Raw genomic sequence first — 15,807 nt, forward strand, 5'->3', positions numbered from 1 at the left:
GGCATGGCCGACAAGAAGGCGGCGAAGGTGCCGCTCAAGACGTATGAGAAGGAACTGCTGCGCCTGCAGACGGAGTTGGCGAAGCTGCAGGAGTGGGTGCGTGCGGAGGGCGCCCGCCTCGTCGTCGTCTTCGAGGGCCGGGACGCGGCCGGCAAGGGCGGCACCATCAAGCGGGTCGCCGAACACCTCAACCCCCGTGTCGCCCGGATCGCGGCCCTCCCCAAGCCGACCGAGCGCGAGCGCACCCAGTGGTACTTCCAGCGGTACATCGAGCATCTGCCGGCCGCCGGGGAGATCGTGCTGTTCGACCGGTCCTGGTACAACCGGGCCGGGGTCGAGCATGTGATGGGTTTCTGCACCAAGGAGGAGCACCAGCTCTTCCTGCGGCAGTGCCCGATCTTCGAGCGGATGCTGGTGGAGGCCGGGATCGTGCTGCGCAAGTACTGGTTCTCGGTGAGCGACACCGAGCAGCAGGAGCGCTTCCGGCGGCGGCTCGAGGACCCGCTGCGGCGCTGGAAGCTGTCGCCGATGGACCTGGAGTCGATCACCCGCTGGGAGGCGTATTCCCGGGCCAAGGACGAGATGATGGTGCACACCGACATCACCGAGGCACCGTGGTTCGTCGTGGAGAGCGACGACAAGCGCCGGGCACGGCTGAACATGATCGCCCATCTGCTGGATTCCCTGCCGTATCACGACGTGCCGCCGCCTGTGCTGGAGCTGCCGGACCGGCCGAAGTCGACCGGCTACCAGCGCTCGCCGCGTGACCTGCAGACGTACGTCCCCGATCACGCGGCGAACCTGTAAGCCCGGCACGGCGCTCACGCCCGCTGCGGTACGACGGCGACCGGGCAGGCGGAGTGGTGCAGTACCGCGTGGGCGACGCGGCCGAGCTGGAGCCCGAAGCGCCCCTCGCGCCGCCTGGCACCCACGACCAGCAGGTCGGCGTCGTGCGAGAGGTCCGCCAGGACCCTGCGGGCGTGGCCCTCGACGGTGCGGCGGTGCACGTCGGCGTCCGCCGGCACGTCGTGCAGCGCTCCCTCCAACGCTGCCACGGCCCGCTCCTCGTGCAGGCGGGCAGGCTCCCCGGCCATGAGCGGGTGGTCGGTGCTCTCGTGCGCGGGGCACCGCCACGCGCGTACGGCCTCCAGACGCGCCCCGCGACGGCGCGCCTCGTCGACGGCGAAGCGCACGGCCGAGGACTCGGCACCGTCCTCGCCGACGCCCAGGAGGACACGTCCGTGGGTGCCGGGCACCGCCTGATTGTCGTGGCTGCCGCGCAGCACGATCACCGGGCAGTCGGCGTGCGCGGCCACGGACAGGCTGACGGAGCCGAGCAGGAACTCCGCGATGCCGCTGCGGCCACGGCTGCCGACCACCAGCGCGGAGGCCTGGCGCCCCTCGTGCACCAGGGCGTACTCGGGCTCCTCCGCCACCGCCACCGGTGCCACCTTCAGATCCGGATGGCGCTCGTGCGCCCGCCGGGCCGCGTGGTCGACGACGTCCTGGGCGAGCACCGCCTCGGACGGCTTCCCGAGGTCCGTGGCGAGGGTACTGCCCTCGTAGCGCTCCCACAGCGAGGCGTACACGACCCGCAGCTCCACCCCGCGCAGCACGGCCTCGTCGGCCGCCCAGTCGACGGCACGCAGGCTCGGCTCGGAGCCGTCCACGCCCACGACCAGCGGGAGTTCCATCTTTTTCACCCTTCCGTACCGAGGTCGAACACGATGCGGGCCTTGACCTGGCCGCGCAGCACCTCGTCGATGGATTCGTTGACGGCGGACAGCGGGCGGGTCTCGTACTCCACCTTCGTGCGGCCCGCCGCGTGCAGTTGGAAGACCTCGGCGAGGTCCTGCCGGGTACCCACGATCGAACCGATCACCGAGGTGCCGTTGAGGACGGTGTCGAAGATCGGGACCTGGATGGTCCCGTGCGCCGGCAGCGCGACCATGACGAGCTTGCCGCCGCGCCGCAGGCCGGAGTTGACGGCCTCGAAGGCGGCCGGGTGCACGGCCAGCGCGATGGCCGCGTGCGCTCCCCCGTGCGCCTTGAGGACCTTCGCGACGTCGTCCTTGCGGGCGTCGATCACGATGTCGGCGCCGAGTTCGGCGGCGAGTGCGAGCTTCTCGTCGGTGACATCGATCGCGGCGACCCGCGCACCGGCGATCTTCGCGTACTGCACGGCGAGGTGTCCGAGCCCGCCGACGCCGGAGATCGCCACCAGCTGGGCGGGCCGTACGCCGGCGACCTTGAGGGCCTTGTACGTGGTGACGCCGGCGCAGGTCAGCGGGGCGGCCTCGAAGGGGCTGACGCCGTCCGGCACCGGCTGGGCGAAGTCGGCCCGGGCGAGCATCTTCTCGGCGTACCCGCCGTCGCAGCCGTACCCGGTGTTGACCTGCTGCTCGCACAGCGTCTCCCAGCCGGACAGGCAGTGCTCGCACCGCCCGCAGGCGCCGCCCAGCCAGGGCACCGCGACGCGCTGCCCGACGGACAGGTGGGTGACACCCTCGCCGAGCTTCTCGACGAGGCCGACACCCTCGTGGCCGGGCACGAACGGGGGGTTCGGCCTGACGGGCCAGTCGCCGTGCGCGGCGTGGATGTCGGTGTGGCACAGCCCGGACGCCTCGACGCGGACCCTGACCTGGCCGGGGCCCGGCTCGGGGTCGGGCCGGTCCTCGATGACCAGGGGGGCGCCGAGGGCTCGTACGACTGCTGCCTTCATGGTCGTTCAGCTCCTGTCAGAGGGGTGTGCGTCAGTCGTGGGCCACGACGGCGACCGGGGCGGTGGCGTGGTGCAGGACGGCGTGCGTGATGGGGCCGATGTGCGGCCGCAGCGGCGCACGCTGGTGGCGCCGGCCGACGACGACCAGGGAGGCGTCGGCGGAGGCATCGACGAGGTAGCTCGCGGGGCTGCCGTAGTGGGACTCCTCGGTGATGGAGAGGTCCGGGAACTTCTGCCGCCACGGACGCATGACCTCGGTGAGGGCGGCAGCCTCCTGCTGAGCCAGCTTCCGGTGGCCCTCCATGTCCGCGGGGACGCCGTAGGCGATGTACGGCGACGGGTTCCAGCCGTGTACGACCCGCAGGGACGTGGCCCTGCGGACGGCCGCGTCGAAGGCGAAGCCGATCAGTGCCTCGTCGGGCGAGTCGGTGTCCAGGCCGAGGACCACGGGCAGGTAGGGGGCCGCGGTGGACGGGATGCCCGCCGGGTCCTTCCCGTGCTCGTCCAAGGCCTGTTCCCCGGCGCGCACCAGGACCACCGGACGGTTCGCGTGGGCCACGACCTCATAGCCGACCGAGCCGACCAGGAAGCCGCCGATCCCGCTCATGGCCCGGGAACCGAGGACGAGCAGCTCGGCTTCCTTCGCCTCGCGGGCCAGGACCTCGGCGGGCCGTCCGGTGAACTGCTCGGTGGTCACCTCGAGGCCGGGGTGACGCAGCCGCAGTCCTTCGGCGGCTTCACGGGGAACACGCTCGGTCCAGTGCTGGAGCGTCTCGGCACCGAGCAGCGGCGCCTGCGCGATGGGGTCCGGCACGGCCTCCCAGACATGCGCCAGTTTGAGTGTGAGGCCACGCAGAGTCGCTTCGCGGGCCGCCCATTCGGCGGCGGCCCGGCTCTCGGGGGAACCGTCGAGACCCACGGTCACGGTACGGGGCATCATGATCTCCACCTCCAGGTCTGATCCGTTTCCAGCGTCGGCTCCATGAGGGGTCGGTGTGCAGGGGCCGCTGGTCCTGAGCCGGGGCCGACCGGCCCCATGTCCGGGAGAGTGCTGCCGGGGTGTGTCCGGCTGGGGGATCCTGAGGTCAGACGGCGAAAGGCGGGCCATGGTCCGAAGATCCGCAGGGTGGCGGGCCGTGCCCGGGATCGGCACGCTCCTCGGTCGCCCCTGGGCCTGGCCCCGGGTGCTGCCGGGCCTCGCCGCGCTGCTCGGCTACCGGCGGGCGTGGCTGCGCGGGGACCTGCTGGCGGGGGTGACGGTGGCCGCCTATCTCGTGCCGCAGGTGATGGCGTACGCGGGCGTGGCCGGTCTGCCGCCGGTCGCCGGGCTGTGGGCGATCCTGCCCGCCCTCGCCCTCTACGCCCTCCTGGGCTCGTCGCGGCTGCTCTCCGTGGGCCCCGAGTCGACCACGGCGCTGATGACGGCGACCGTGGTGGGCCCGCTCGCAGGCTCGGATCCCGGCCGCTACGCCTCGCTGGCCGCCGCCCTCGCCGTCACCGTGGGACTGCTGTGCCTGGCGGCAAGGGCACTGCGCCTCGGCTTCGTCGCCGACTTGCTGTCCCGTCCCGTACTGATCGGCTATCTGGCGGGCGTGGCCCTGATCATGATCGTGGACCAGCTCCCCAAGCTGACCGGAGTGTCCACGACGGGCTCGGCCTTCTTCCCCCAACTGTGGTCGTTCGTACGTCACTTGGGCCAGGCGCATGCGCCCACGGTGCTCTTCTCCGCCGTCACCCTCGCCTTCCTCTTCACAGTGGTACGGCTGGCCCGTGCGGTGCCCGGTCCGCTGCTGGCGGTGGTGCTGGGCACCGCGGCCGTGGCCACCTTCGACCTCGACGAGCGGTACGGCATCAAGACGATCGGCGAGGTCCCGTCCGGGCTGCCCGGCCTCGCGCTGCCGGACCTCACCGAGCTGCCGCACCTGGTGCTGCCCGCCCTCGGTGTGCTCCTGGTGGCCTACACCGACTTCATCCTCACGGCACGGGCCTTCACCGGCCGCGACGACGAAGGCCCGGCGCTCGATCCCAACCAGGAGTTCCTGGCGCTGGGCGCGGCCAATCTCGGAGCGGGATGCCTGCACGGCTTCCCGGTGAGCAGCAGCGCCAGCCGCACCGCGCTCGCCTCCTCGGCCGGCGCCCGCAGCCAGGCGTACTCCCTGGTCGCGGGCGCGGGAGTGCTGGCCGTCCTGCTCTTCCTCAGCCCGCTGCTTTCCCGCACCCCGTCGGCGGTGCTGGGTGCGCTCGTGGTGTATGCCGCCGTCCGCATGATCGACCTCGCGGGCTTTCGCCGACTGGCCTCCTTCCGGCGGCGCGAACTGCTGCTGGCTCTCGGCTGCCTGGCCGGGGTGCTGACCCTGGACATCCTCTACGGCGTGATCGTCGCCGTCGGCCTGTCCGTGGCGGAGCTGCTGACCCGCGTGGCGCGTCCCCACGACGCCGTCGAGGGGCTGGTGCCCGGTGTGGCCGGCATGCACGACGTGGACGACTACCCGCAGGCCCGCACCATCCCGGGCTTGCTCGTCTACCGCTACGACTCCCCGCTCTTCTTCGCCAACGCGCAGGACTTCCACCGCCGGGCCCTGGCCGCGGTGGACGAACAGACCACCCCGGTCCGCTGGTTCGTCCTGAACACCGAGGCGAACGTGGAGGTGGACATCACCGCCCTGGACGCGGTCGACGAGGTGCGCCGCGAACTCACCCGCCGCGGCGTCGTGTTCGCCCTCGCGCGGGTCAAGCAGGACCTCCTGGACGACCTGGAGGCGTACGGGCTGGCCGAAGCGGTGGGCAGGGACCTGATCTTTCCGACGCTGCCGACCGCCGTGGCCGCCTATCGGGAGTGGGGCCGCAAAGGCTAGACCGTGTCAGCTCTTCACGGGCATGCGCACGACGGTCCGCTCCGGCCGGCGCGGGGCCGTTCCGGTCGTCCCCGTGCCCGACGGGCGCCGTGCGGCACGGCGCTGCTGCGCCCGCAGGACCAGCGCGTCGAGTGCCGCGCTGAGCACGAAGGTGACGGCCATGGCGATCACCAGGAGAACGGCGGACTGCCGCCAGAACTCCGGAGTCAGGCTCGTACCCATGATGTTGCCCCCTTTCCGCTTCGTCGGGTGGCTCTCTCACCACCATCGAACTGCGGGCGGGCGGGCGGCACAGGGTGCCACAGGGGTGGTGCGCACCGCCGGTCGGCCCGATCGTGGGGCCGGGTGGCCCCTGGCCCGTTCGGGGACGCGCGCACACCCTGGAGTGGTAGCCCCGTACGCCTGAGTGGAGGCACGCCATGAACGCTCCCGCAACCACGAGCATGCCGCGGGCGCTGCCTGCCGAGCACCGGCAGCGGCTGATGCGGATCGCCCGGGAGGTGTCGTTCCCCGAGGGCACCCGGCTCTTCGAGGAGGGCGGTCACGCCGACCGGTTCTGGATCATCCGCACCGGCACGGTCGATCTCGACATGCGGGTGCCCGGCCGCCGGGCAGCCGTCATCGAGTCCCTGGGGCACAACGAACTGCTCGGCTGGTCCTGGCTGTTCGCCCCCTACACCTGGCACCTCGGCGCCGAGGCCGCTTCGCCGCTGCGTGCGTACGAGTTCGACGCCACGACCGTGCGGACGATCTGCAAAGAGGATCCCGAGTTCGGACGGACCATTGCCCGATGGGTGGGCGAGGTCGTGGCCCACCGGCTGCAGGCGGCCCGGGTACGGCTGCTCGACCTGTACGCCCCGTACGGCAGCGGCGACGGGCGGTGAAACCCGCCCGCGGCCGCGAGAACCGAGGCGATCAAGGAGGCGTTGTGCACGCGTTCCCGCACATCGTGAGTGACGTGATGACCCGCACCGTCGCCGCAGTCGGCCGCACGGCCGCCTTCAAGGACATCGTGCGGACCATGCAGGACCGGAAGGTCAGTGCGGTACCCGTGGTGGACGGCGGGAACCGGGTCGTGGGGGTGGTCTCCGAGGCCGATCTGCTGCCCAAGGAGGAGTTCCGCGACAGCGATCCCGACCGGTACACGCAGCTGCGGCGGCTGTCGGACCTCGCGAAGGCTGGCTCGGTCACCGCCGGCGAGCTGATGACCTCACCCGCCCTCACCATCCGGGCGGACGCCACGCTCGCGCAGGCGGCGCGGGAGATGGCCCGCGCCCGGGTCAAGCGTCTGCCGGTGGTCGACGACGGCGGGCGGCTGGAGGGCATCGTCAGCCGGGCGGACCTGCTCAAGGTGTTCCTGCGGGACGACGAGGAGATCGCCGAGGAGGTTCGGCGGGAGATCGTCTCGTATCTGTTCACCACACCGCTCTCGGAGGTACGGGTCGAGGTCCGCGACGGGGTCGTGACGCTCGGCGGCCGGGTCCGCGACGCCTCCCTCGTGCCGGTGGCCGCGCGCCTGGTCCGGGCGGTCGAGGGGGTCGTGGACGTGGAATTCGCGCTCGACGGACCGGACGGGCTCGACGGACGGGACCGGCCGGCGATCTGATCGGCGCCACCAGCCCGGCCGCCCGCCCGTCGTCTCAGCCAGTCCTGTGCCCCCACTCCCGTTCGACCCGCTCCCATTCGGCTCCCCACCGCTCGGTGGCCCGCCGCTGGACGCGCAGCCGCACCAGCCGCCCGCCGCCGAGAACCGTCAGCCCCGTCGCCAGCCCGACTCCGGTCCCGGCCAGTACGACACGTGTCGCCGCCTCCTCGGCACTCACGGGCGCCGACACCAGGCGACCGCGTCCGTCCGTCCAGGCCCGGACCTCACTGCCCGGCTTCGCCGTGGACTTCACGTCCACCGTGCCCGTACGGACCGGGCCCTTCCCGTCGCTCCAATGCACCGTCGCCAGCACCCGGTCGTAGCGCACCCCGGTGACGACGTCCCGCCCGCTTCCGGCCACGGTCTTCACGACCACCGCGGACACCGGCCGACGGGCCGCCCGGTCCTCGTTCACCACGCGCTGCGCGGCCTGCGCCCCGACCGTCCCCGCGGCAACCGCTCCGGCCGTCGCGGCCGTCCAGACGGCCAGCACGATCCACGCCTCCACCACATCGCTGCGCCGCCGCAGCGGGTTGCTCCGCCAGCGCCACACCAGGACCTTCGCGTGTCTGACCTTTCGCATCGGCCACACCCCCTTACGGGTGCAATGAGGACGGACACACCTAAAAGGTCTCACCAGATTGCCGTCCACGGGAGAGGCGGCCGCCTCTCTTCGGGCCACGGGCCGGTCGGCGTACGGTGGCGACGAGTGGGGCCGGTCGGCCCTAGTGCGTCCGGCCCCCGCAGGTGATGATCGTCGTGACGTGCGGCCCGCAGCCCGTGCGTCATACATCCGGGGAACGAGGGGCCGACATGACCGAGGCACGTACCTTCACGGCGGAGGACCCCATCCGGGTCTTCCTGCTCGACGACCACGAGGTCGTCCGACGCGGGCTGGCCGACCTGCTGGACGGCGAACCCGACATCAGCGTCGTCGGCGATGCCGAGAACGTCGCGCACGCCCTCGTCCGCGCACCCGCCGTGCGCCCTCACGTCGCCGTCCTGGACGTCCGGCTGCCCGACGGCGACGGCATCTCCGTCTGCCGGGACCTGCGCAGCCGTATGCCCGAACTCGCCGTGCTGATGCTCACCTCGTTCGACGACGAGGACGCCCTCCTCGACGCCATCATGGCCGGCGCCTCCGGCTACGTCCTCAAGCAGATCAAGGGCTCCGACCTGATCTCGGCGGTCCGCACCGTCGCCTCCGGCCAGTCCATGCTCGACCCGGCCACCACCGCCCGGCTCATGCGCTCCCTGCGCACCGAACCCGCCGAAACCCCGGCCGTGGCACCCGAGTTGGCGGGCCTGTCCCCGCGCGAGCGGGAGATCCTCGCACTGATCGGGGACGGACTGACCAACCGTGAGATCGGCAAGCAGCTCTACCTGTCGGAGAAGACCGTCAAGAACCACATCTCCCGGCTGCTGGCCAAACTCGGGGTGCAGCGCCGCGTGCAGGCCGCGGTCCTCGCCACGCACCTGGACCAGCCGCAGCCGGGCGACCGACCCACGCACTGATCACCCCTTTGGGGACGGGACCAGAGCCACAGGGCAGTGTGCCTGCCGCAGGATCGTCCGGCCGTCGGGGCCGGACAGCGCGGCGGCACTGCCGTTCCGCCGTCGTACACCGACCACGACGAGTTGCGCGCCGACGCTCGCCTCCACCAGGGAGCGGTGCCGGCGGCCCCGCAGGGGGCGGGTGCGCACGACGACATCCGGATACCGCTCACGCAGCCCGCTCAGGGCGCGTACGGCCGCTGTCCGGTGCAGGACCACCAGCTCCACACCGCGCTCCGATGCCTCCGCGAAGGCGAACTCGGCGGCTTCGCGAGCCACCGGTGACTCCTCCTGCGCCAGGACGACGGGACCGGTCCGGCTCTGCCTGCCGCACACCACCAGCACCGGGCAGCCCGCCTGGGCCGTCAGACGACCGGCGACCGAGCCGTGCAGGCGGCCGCGCCTGCCGTGCGCGGGTCGGCTCCCCACCACGGTGAGGGACGCGGCGCGCGACTCCGACCCGAGCACCGTCACCGGCTCGCCGACGAGGACTTCACGCGTGATCGTCAAGTCGGGCGCCACCCGGCGGGCCCGCCACTCGGCATCGGCGAGTGCCTCGTTCACCCGGTCCCCAAGCCCGCCGCCGTCCGGATCCCAGGGCGCCACACCGACCGGCACCAACTCCTCGGACCACGTCAGGACGTGCGCCAGTTCAAGGCCCACTCCGCGCCGGTCGGCCTCCCACGCCGCCGCTTCCACGGCCGCCAGACCCGACGGCGAACCGTCCACTCCCACCACGACCGGACCGTTCATGGTGCCCCTCCCTCGTCTGCGGTTGTCACGGTTCTCAGCCTTCGCCTGCCCGGCCTCGGCCACATTGGGCCGACGGGCCCCGGGGGACGCGCCGACCGGCCCTCTCGTGGGCCCGGCCGTGCGCTCAGCCGATCTCCAGTACCTCGTGCACGGGACGGCGTGGTGTCGCCGTCCCCGCGGGCCCGTAGCCGAGGCGCAGCACCATGTGCACGAAGCCCATGGCCGACCGTGGGTCGCGGGCCAGCTCCCGCAGGTCCGCCTGCTCCAGTGCGTGGGAGGTCAGGGAGGTGGCCAGGCCGTCGAGGGTGGCCAGCAGGAGGACCCGCTCGAGTGCCTGTCCCGCGCGCAGCCAGTCGTCGGGGTGGTCGTTGTGCGTGCCCAGCAGTGCCAGGTGCGGGGTGGTCTCGAAGACGGCCGCCGGACGGCCGGGCACGGCGTGACGGCCCGCGAAGTCACGGACCGGAGCGCGGCCGCCCTGCTTGCGCGGCCCGAAGGCCTCCTCGGGAATGCCGTCCACGGCCGTGCCGGCACTCTCCGCACCGACGCGGGTCCACCGCTGGACGTCCTCGAGACGCTCGGGGTGCAGGCTGTCGCGCCCCTCGACGTCGCGGACGTGTTCCAGCAGCGACTCCACGTGCCAGGCGTCGGGGAAGGCCAGCTGAGCGCCTTCCCTGAGGGCGGCGTCGCGCAGGGCGTCCCGGACTGCATTCGGGATCGGCTTGTCCTGGAACGGATGGCGGCTGGTGTGCCGGCGGGCGATCGCCGGGAACAGCATCGCGAGGTCGCGGTCGGGCCGGTGGGTGTCGTCGAGATGCACGACGGCGAGCAGCTCCCGGTCGGCGGGATCGGGCAGCAGATGGATGTCGACGTGCAGGCCACTGTCGGCCGCGGCGACACGGAGGTTGAACAGCGCAGCGCCGCAGCCGATGTGCAGGCCGCGGTTGCCGGGGTCGGTGTGCGGCATGGCGCGCTCGAAGTCGGCACGCAGTTCGAGCGTGCCGACCTTGGTGTGATGGCGGAATCGCCACGGCTGCGCGTTGTGCAGCGAGGGCGCGGCCGTGGCGGCGGCCACCAGAGCCGTGACGTTCGTCGTGGCGAACGGTTGCGCCGACATGGGGCGCACCTCCCTCGGACAGTTCTGTCAGTGTTCGGCGAGGGTGGGGCCGTCCCCGCGCAGCACGGCCAGGCCCCGGCGGTACTGCTCCTCGTCGATCTCCCCCCGGGCGAATCGCTCGGCGAGCAGCCGCTCGGGCGCGGCGGCGGTCGGGGCGTGCGGGGGCTCCGGGGCCCGGTTCAGGGTGCGGAAGACCAGCACGGCCACGGTGATGAGCAGAGCCCACAGCAGGACCGTACCGATCGACATCGCGAACCAGCCCCATCCGTTCATGTCGTGACCGTTCCAGTACATCGCGGACCGCTTCCTTTGTCTCGGACTGCTCCTCACGGCCACCCTCACATCCCGCATGACCAGCGGGTATGGGCCGCCCGGTGTCGACCCGGGGCCATCCGGCCCAAGCCCGGAGCGCGTTCGCCGTCAGTCCCCGAGCAGCAGCCGGCCGGTCTCCCCCGGCTGCAGGCAGACCGCCCGGTCAGACCGCGCTCCAGCCTCAGCCGTACGCCCCAGTGCTCGTGGTGGCGCGCAGCGCGAACCCGTACGACCGGTGGTGCCGCCTCTGATCGCGCTGTTCCCGCGCCCCTTTGGGGCGCTGTTGAACCGGAGCGGACTTAGTCGAGGCCGCTGGGCGGGCGCCGCACGGTCACACCTGTTGCGGCACGACTGCCACCGGGCAGTCGGCGTGGTGCAGCAACGTGTGTGCCACCCGGCCGAGTTGGAGGCCGCCGTGGCCGGTACGGCGCTGTGCCCCGACGATCACCAGGTCCGCGGCCGCCGAGCGGTGCAGCAGCACCTTGCGGGCCGGCCCCTCGACCATGACGCGGCGCACCAGGACCCCCGGGTGGTCTGCGATCGCGTCTGCGAGCAGGGTGTCGAGCAGCGCGGCCGCCTGCTCCTCGTGGCGGTGTGCGGGGTCCTCCGCCAGCCGTGGGTCGTCGGCGCTCTCGTGGGCGGGACAGCGCCAGGTGCGCACGACGTCGAGGGTGCAGCCGCGTGCCTGGGCCTCGCGGAAGGCGAACCGCACGGCCTCGCCGCCGGTCGCCGGCTCCCCCGCGCCGAGCAGGATCCGCTCGTGGGTGCCCGCGAGGCCGGCCTTGTCGCCGCGGACGACGATCACCGGGCCGTGGGCGCGGGCGGCCACGGCCAGCCCGACCGAGCCGAGCAGCAGGCCCGCCAGCTCGCCGCGCCCGCGCGAGCCGGTCACCAGTACGGAGGCGTTGTTGCCCTCATGCAGGAGCGCGGAGACCGCTTCATCGGGGAGCACCTCGGTGGTGACCTTCACGTCGGGGTTGCGCCGCCAAGCGCGCTCCGCGGCGGAGGCGACGATGTGGTCCGCCATCACCTGCTCGGACGGACGTTCAAGGCTGTTGGACGGCACTGTGCCCTCGTAGCGTTCCCACAGCGAGGCGTACACCAGTCGCAACGGCAGTCCGTGCCGGGCCGCTTCGTCCACGGCCCAGTCGACCGCGGCGAGGCTCCCGTCGGATCCGTCGACGCCCACGACCAGGGGCAGCTCCATCTTCCCCACCGCCTTTCTTCGGTCTGTGCCAGAGCTCGGCACGGAGCTCCACTCCCACCGTGGCACCGGCAGCCCGGCCTCAGCAGGGGTGGTTCGGCCCCCGCTCGGGGCCGCTCGGCCCAGGCCCGTGCCCGCACGGCCACTGGGCCGAGCCCCCACAAGGACACTGCCGGGGCTTCCGTCATGCCGTCGACACGGGGACGACCTCGCGCTGCGGCCCGCCGAGTACCACCTTGAGCGCGCCGGTCTCGCCTGCGCGGGCGAAGACCTCGTACGCCTCCTCCATGCGGTCGAGCGGGAAGCCGTGTGTGACCAGTTGTGAGGTGGGCAGTCGTCCGGCTGCCGCCATCCGCAGCAGCGTGGGGGTGGAGCGTGTGTCGACCAGCCCCGTGGTGATGGTCACGTTCTTGATCCACAGGTCTTCCAGGTGCAGGGTCGCGGGCTTGCCGTGCACACCGACGTTGGCCACGTGCCCGCCGGGGCGCACCATGCGCGTGCACAGCTCGAAGCTCTCCGGCACGCCGACCGCCTCGATGACCACGTCGGCACCGAGCCCGTCGGTGAGGTCGGCGATCAGCTGCTCCGGAGCTTCGGTCGCGTCGGCCACCGCTTCGGCACCGAGCTTCCTGGCCGCCTCCAGGCGGGGCGCGGCGAGGTCCACGGCGAGGATGCGCTCGGGGGCGAACAGCCGGGCCGTGGCGATCGCGGCCAGGCCGATGGGCCCCGCCCCGACCACGGCGACGGTGTCTCCGGGACGTACCTGCCCGTTGAGAACGCCCACCTCGTAGGCCGTCGGGAAGATGTCGGCCAGCAGCACGGCGTCCTCGTTGTCGACCGCGCTCGGCAGCGTATGGACCGAGAGGTCCGCGTAGGGGACCCGGACGTACTCGGCCTGGGTGCCGTTGATCAGGTGGCCGAGGATCCAGCCGCCACCGCCCCGGCACTGGCCGTACACGGCCTCGCGGCAGTAGCGGCAGCGTCCGCAGGCGCTGATGCAGGAGATCAGGACCCGGTCGCCGGGCCGTACGGTCCGCACGTCGCTGCCGACCTCGACGATCTCACCGACCGCCTCGTGCCCCAGCACCGTGCCCGGGGGCACCTCGGGCACATCGCCGTTGAGGATGTGCAGGTCCGTGCCGCAGATGGTGACGGCGTCGACCCGCACGATCGCGTCGGTGGCCTCCTCCAGACCCGGGTCTGCGACCTCTTCCCAGGCCGACTGTCCTGGGCCGTGGAACACGTAGCCCTTCATGTCCGACCTCACCCTCTTGACGGACGGAATCCCGGAATTGCCGGATGCACACCCCCGTAGGTCCAGCTTGGCCAAAACCCAGGGGATCCGCATGGGCCGGTCGGCCCCGCGAGCCGGCCGGGCCGGCGGCAGTGCGACACGTCTCTGCGGCCTGTCACCGGACGAGTACGCGCTCCCCGGAGCGGGGCACGACGGCGGTCCAGCCCAGGGTGCGGTCGATGCGGTCGCGCAGAGCGTCCGCCGCGTCGGGTTCGCCGTGCACCAGGTAGGTGGTGTGCGGTGCGGGAGCACCGTGCAGCCAGTCGATGATCTGGGCGGCATCGGCGTGTGCCGAGAAGTGGGGCACGTCGGCGACCTGGGCGCGCACCGGGACGTATTCGCCGAACATCTTCAGGGCCTTGGCGCCGTCGACGAGGTCCCGGGCACGCGTGCCCCGGGCGGCGAAGCCGACCACGATCACGGCGTTGCGCGGATCGGGCAGCAGGCGCCTGAGGTGGTGCAGGACGCGGCCGCCGGTGGCCATGCCGGAGGCGGAGACGATGACGGCCGGGCCGCCGGACGCGCCGATCTCGACGGACTCCTGGATGGAGCGTGCCGTCAGGAACGGCTCGGGGCTCAGGGCGGCCGTGCCCGTGGCCGTGACCTCGGGGCGCAGCTCCGGAGCTCCGGTGCGCACGGCGTCCCGGTAGACGTCGAGGGCCGCCAGCGCCATCGGGCTGTCGACGTACACCGGCACCGCGGCGGGCAGGCGGCCCTGGCGGCGGAGTTCCGCGAGTTCGTGCAGGACGACCTCGGTGCGGTCGAGGGCGAACGCGGGGATGACGACGGTGCCGCCGCGGGCGAGGGTACGGGTCAGCACGTCCGCGAAGTGGGTCCGGCCCGCTTGTTCCTCGTGGCGCCGATTGCCGTATGTCGATTCCATCAGCAGGACGTCCGCCCCGGAGAACGGCTCCGCGGAGCGAAGCAGCGGGTGTCCCGGCCGGCCCAGGTCTCCGCTGACGGCGAGGGTGTGCCCGTCCTCCAGGGTGAGCCGGGCCCAGGCCGAGCCCAGGATGTGGCCGGCCGGGTGCAGCGTCAGGGTGGTACCGGTGGCGATGTCGGCCGGTGTGCCCACGGGCACGGTGTCGACGAGCTTGAGCGTGCGGTCGACGTCCGCGTCGTCGTACAGCGGTTGCGCGGGCCGGTGTTTGGACCAGCCGTGCTCGTTGGCGTGCTGTGCCGCCTCGATCTGGAGCTTTGCGCTGTCCCGCAGCACGATCTCCATGAGCCGTGCGGTGAACTCGGTCGTCACGATCCGTCCCCGGAACCCGTGGCGCAACAGCCGCGGCAGGTACCCGCAGTGATCCAGGTGCGCATGGGTGACGACCACCGCCTCGATGTCGGCGGCGTCGCAGGGAAGGCCGCGCCAGTTGAGCCGACGCAGGTCGGCCAGGCCCTGGAAGAGCCCGCAGTCGACGAGGACGCGGGCATGGTCGCTCTCGATGAGGAACTTGCTGCCGGTGACGGTTCCCACGCCGCCCAGGAAGGTCAGCAGTGCGGGCCGGGGGTGGGCCGGTGCGGTGCCGGCCGGGCGCGGGTCATCAGCGGTCATGGCGTCCTTCTCCTCACCGGCCTGGGCCGGGATTCGGGGCCGATCGGCCCTGGTGTGTCCGGTGTGCACGTGGTGTGGTGGAGGTGACGGGAAGAGCCCCCGAGAAGACGCGGGGAAGCGGCCGGCGGCCGCGCACCGCGCAATCAGGATCCGCGAGAAGCGGATGGGGCCCTTCCCGTCCTTCATGGCCGGGCCCGGTCGACCAGGTCCTGTGCGACCCCGGCCCGATGGCGGGCGATCTCCGCCTCGACGCAGGTGGCGAGGTGCCCGACCGTCGCGGCGACGGGTTCGGAAAGCCCCTGGCCGAGGGAGGTGTCCGCCCCGTCAACGGCGTACGCCACCAGGTGGCCGGGCAGTCGCCCGAGCGCCCTGCCCACGTTGACGGCTTCGCCCAGGCCGTGGGGGCGCATCGTGCCGGCCCGCCACAGCGCCGCGGTGTCCAGTTCGAGGCGGTAGATGCGGCCGGGGTGGCGCGGGTGGGCATGGGCGGGCTCCAGCACGACGGTCAGCTCCGTGTTCTCCCACAGCCGGATCAGCCGTGCCGGGTCCAGGTCGCAGGCGGCGAGCAGGGTGCCCGGGGGCAGTGGCCTTTCGCCGGCTCGCTCCCGCAGCCGGGAGAGCACCGCTCGGGGCACACCGTCGTCGTGCCGGTCCGGATCGCCGATGGCGATGATCGCGATACGGGTGGAGACAGTCATGGTTCCTCTCCCTCCACTGCGTGTGCCTTCAGCCTGACCGGAACCAGATGTTCCGGTCAGGGGCCGAAAGGCCTCGGGAACGGCCGCGTGGCCCGGCCGTCCGT

Annotated in this window: 17 protein-coding genes; 5 read left to right on the plus strand and 12 right to left on the minus strand. The window is 72.6% G+C overall.

What is annotated here, in order from left to right; translation table 11 throughout:
• Positions 1–3 precede the first annotated feature (3 nt).
• Positions 4–807 carry a polyphosphate kinase 2 gene (ppk2, locus tag ACWDAG_RS04875; protein ID WP_450694164.1) on the plus strand — a complete coding sequence of 268 codons (804 nt, stop codon included), beginning with the start codon at positions 4–6 and terminating at the stop codon, positions 805–807.
• Between the two features lie 14 nt (positions 808–821).
• Here ppk2 and ACWDAG_RS04880 read toward each other — a convergent pair whose 3' ends face one another.
• Genes ACWDAG_RS04880 through ACWDAG_RS04890 form a run of 3 tightly spaced genes read right to left on the minus strand, consistent with a single transcriptional unit; the run spans position 822 to position 3,659 of the window.
• The gene (locus ACWDAG_RS04880; RefSeq protein ID WP_450694165.1) at positions 822–1,694 is read right to left on the minus strand and encodes a universal stress protein; all 873 of its coding nucleotides are present in this window, start codon (positions 1,692–1,694) and stop codon (positions 822–824) included.
• Between the two features lie 5 nt (positions 1,695–1,699).
• Positions 1,700–2,722, minus strand: a complete 1,023-nt coding sequence (adhP, locus tag ACWDAG_RS04885; protein WP_450694166.1) for an alcohol dehydrogenase AdhP — start codon at positions 2,720–2,722, stop codon at positions 1,700–1,702.
• Positions 2,723–2,753: 31 nt separating this feature from the next.
• Entirely contained in the window at positions 2,754–3,659 is a 906-nt protein-coding gene (locus tag ACWDAG_RS04890) for a universal stress protein (protein WP_450694391.1), read from the minus strand.
• 199 nt (positions 3,660–3,858) lie between these two features.
• Between ACWDAG_RS04890 and ACWDAG_RS04895 the strand changes: the two genes are divergently transcribed.
• Positions 3,859–5,577: a SulP family inorganic anion transporter gene (locus ACWDAG_RS04895; RefSeq protein WP_450694167.1), complete on the plus strand. Its 1,719-nt coding sequence runs from the start codon at positions 3,859–3,861 to the stop codon at positions 5,575–5,577.
• Positions 5,578–5,583: 6 nt separating this feature from the next.
• Here ACWDAG_RS04895 and ACWDAG_RS04900 read toward each other — a convergent pair whose 3' ends face one another.
• Complete coding sequence (locus tag ACWDAG_RS04900; protein ID WP_450694168.1) at positions 5,584–5,799, minus strand: hypothetical protein; 216 nt, start codon at positions 5,797–5,799, stop codon at positions 5,584–5,586.
• Between the two features lie 197 nt (positions 5,800–5,996).
• On the opposite strand from ACWDAG_RS04900, the gene ACWDAG_RS04905 reads away from it, so the two are divergent.
• Both ACWDAG_RS04905 and ACWDAG_RS04910 read left to right on the plus strand, forming a co-directional pair.
• Positions 5,997–6,461 carry a cyclic nucleotide-binding domain-containing protein gene (locus ACWDAG_RS04905; protein ID WP_450694169.1) on the plus strand — a complete coding sequence of 155 codons (465 nt, stop codon included), beginning with the start codon at positions 5,997–5,999 and terminating at the stop codon, positions 6,459–6,461.
• 44 nt (positions 6,462–6,505) lie between these two features.
• On the plus strand, positions 6,506–7,183 hold the full coding sequence (locus tag ACWDAG_RS04910; RefSeq protein ID WP_450694170.1) for a CBS domain-containing protein: 678 nt from the start codon (positions 6,506–6,508) through the stop codon (positions 7,181–7,183).
• A gap of 34 nt (positions 7,184–7,217) precedes the next feature.
• Here the strand turns inward: ACWDAG_RS04910 and ACWDAG_RS04915 are convergent, their stop codons facing one another.
• Positions 7,218–7,805: an Rv1733c family protein gene (locus tag ACWDAG_RS04915; protein WP_450694171.1), complete on the minus strand. Its 588-nt coding sequence runs from the start codon at positions 7,803–7,805 to the stop codon at positions 7,218–7,220.
• 230 nt (positions 7,806–8,035) lie between these two features.
• Here ACWDAG_RS04915 and ACWDAG_RS04920 point away from each other — a divergent pair, with 230 nt between their 5' ends.
• Complete coding sequence (locus ACWDAG_RS04920; RefSeq protein WP_450694172.1) at positions 8,036–8,737, plus strand: response regulator; 702 nt, start codon at positions 8,036–8,038, stop codon at positions 8,735–8,737.
• Here ACWDAG_RS04920 and ACWDAG_RS04925 read toward each other — a convergent pair whose 3' ends face one another.
• From ACWDAG_RS04925 to ACWDAG_RS04955, 7 genes are all read right to left on the minus strand, one after another.
• Positions 8,738–9,529 (minus strand): universal stress protein, encoded by a 792-nt coding sequence (locus ACWDAG_RS04925; RefSeq protein ID WP_450694173.1) that lies wholly within the window; start codon positions 9,527–9,529, stop codon positions 8,738–8,740. It lies immediately after the preceding gene.
• Positions 9,530–9,653: 124 nt separating this feature from the next.
• A complete protein-coding gene (locus ACWDAG_RS04930) occupies positions 9,654–10,643 on the minus strand; it encodes an Acg family FMN-binding oxidoreductase (protein ID WP_450694174.1) in 990 nt (329 codons plus the stop codon).
• A 27-nt stretch (positions 10,644–10,670) separates the two neighbouring features.
• On the minus strand, positions 10,671–10,937 hold the full coding sequence (locus ACWDAG_RS04935) for an SHOCT domain-containing protein (RefSeq protein WP_450694175.1): 267 nt from the start codon (positions 10,935–10,937) through the stop codon (positions 10,671–10,673).
• A gap of 349 nt (positions 10,938–11,286) precedes the next feature.
• Positions 11,287–12,162 carry a universal stress protein gene (locus ACWDAG_RS04940; protein WP_450694176.1) on the minus strand — a complete coding sequence of 292 codons (876 nt, stop codon included), beginning with the start codon at positions 12,160–12,162 and terminating at the stop codon, positions 11,287–11,289.
• A gap of 181 nt (positions 12,163–12,343) precedes the next feature.
• A complete protein-coding gene (locus ACWDAG_RS04945) occupies positions 12,344–13,414 on the minus strand; it encodes a zinc-dependent alcohol dehydrogenase family protein (protein WP_450694177.1) in 1,071 nt (356 codons plus the stop codon).
• 154 nt (positions 13,415–13,568) lie between these two features.
• Positions 13,569–15,005 carry an MBL fold metallo-hydrolase RNA specificity domain-containing protein gene (locus ACWDAG_RS04950; RefSeq protein ID WP_450694178.1) on the minus strand — a complete coding sequence of 479 codons (1,437 nt, stop codon included), beginning with the start codon at positions 15,003–15,005 and terminating at the stop codon, positions 13,569–13,571.
• Positions 15,006–15,187: 182 nt separating this feature from the next.
• Positions 15,188–15,703 carry a hydrogenase maturation protease gene (locus ACWDAG_RS04955; protein WP_450694179.1) on the minus strand — a complete coding sequence of 172 codons (516 nt, stop codon included), beginning with the start codon at positions 15,701–15,703 and terminating at the stop codon, positions 15,188–15,190.
• Positions 15,704–15,807: the final 104 nt, after the last annotated feature.

The sequence above is a fragment of the Streptomyces sp. NPDC001157 genome (genome assembly GCF_053598255.1).

Bases quoted from the DNA above. Each gene is read 5' to 3' on its own strand.
- ppk2 (WP_450694164.1), top strand. From the start codon at position 4: ATGGCCGACAAGAAGGCGGCGAAGGTGCCGCTCAAGACGTATGAGAAG.
- ACWDAG_RS04880 (WP_450694165.1), bottom strand. From the start codon at position 1,694: ATGGAACTCCCGCTGGTCGTGGGCGTGGACGGCTCCGAGCCGAGCCTG.
- adhP (WP_450694166.1), bottom strand. From the start codon at position 2,722: ATGAAGGCAGCAGTCGTACGAGCCCTCGGCGCCCCCCTGGTCATCGAG.
- ACWDAG_RS04890 (WP_450694391.1), bottom strand. From the start codon at position 3,659: ATGCCCCGTACCGTGACCGTGGGTCTCGACGGTTCCCCCGAGAGCCGG.
- ACWDAG_RS04900 (WP_450694168.1), bottom strand. From the start codon at position 5,799: ATGGGTACGAGCCTGACTCCGGAGTTCTGGCGGCAGTCCGCCGTTCTC.
- ACWDAG_RS04905 (WP_450694169.1), top strand. From the start codon at position 5,997: ATGAACGCTCCCGCAACCACGAGCATGCCGCGGGCGCTGCCTGCCGAG.
- ACWDAG_RS04915 (WP_450694171.1), bottom strand. From the start codon at position 7,805: ATGCGAAAGGTCAGACACGCGAAGGTCCTGGTGTGGCGCTGGCGGAGC.
- ACWDAG_RS04920 (WP_450694172.1), top strand. From the start codon at position 8,036: ATGACCGAGGCACGTACCTTCACGGCGGAGGACCCCATCCGGGTCTTC.
- ACWDAG_RS04925 (WP_450694173.1), bottom strand. From the start codon at position 9,529: ATGAACGGTCCGGTCGTGGTGGGAGTGGACGGTTCGCCGTCGGGTCTG.
- ACWDAG_RS04930 (WP_450694174.1), bottom strand. From the start codon at position 10,643: ATGTCGGCGCAACCGTTCGCCACGACGAACGTCACGGCTCTGGTGGCC.
- ACWDAG_RS04935 (WP_450694175.1), bottom strand. From the start codon at position 10,937: ATGTACTGGAACGGTCACGACATGAACGGATGGGGCTGGTTCGCGATG.
- ACWDAG_RS04940 (WP_450694176.1), bottom strand. From the start codon at position 12,162: ATGGAGCTGCCCCTGGTCGTGGGCGTCGACGGATCCGACGGGAGCCTC.
- ACWDAG_RS04945 (WP_450694177.1), bottom strand. From the start codon at position 13,414: ATGAAGGGCTACGTGTTCCACGGCCCAGGACAGTCGGCCTGGGAAGAG.
- ACWDAG_RS04950 (WP_450694178.1), bottom strand. From the start codon at position 15,005: ATGACCGCTGATGACCCGCGCCCGGCCGGCACCGCACCGGCCCACCCC.
- ACWDAG_RS04955 (WP_450694179.1), bottom strand. From the start codon at position 15,703: ATGACTGTCTCCACCCGTATCGCGATCATCGCCATCGGCGATCCGGAC.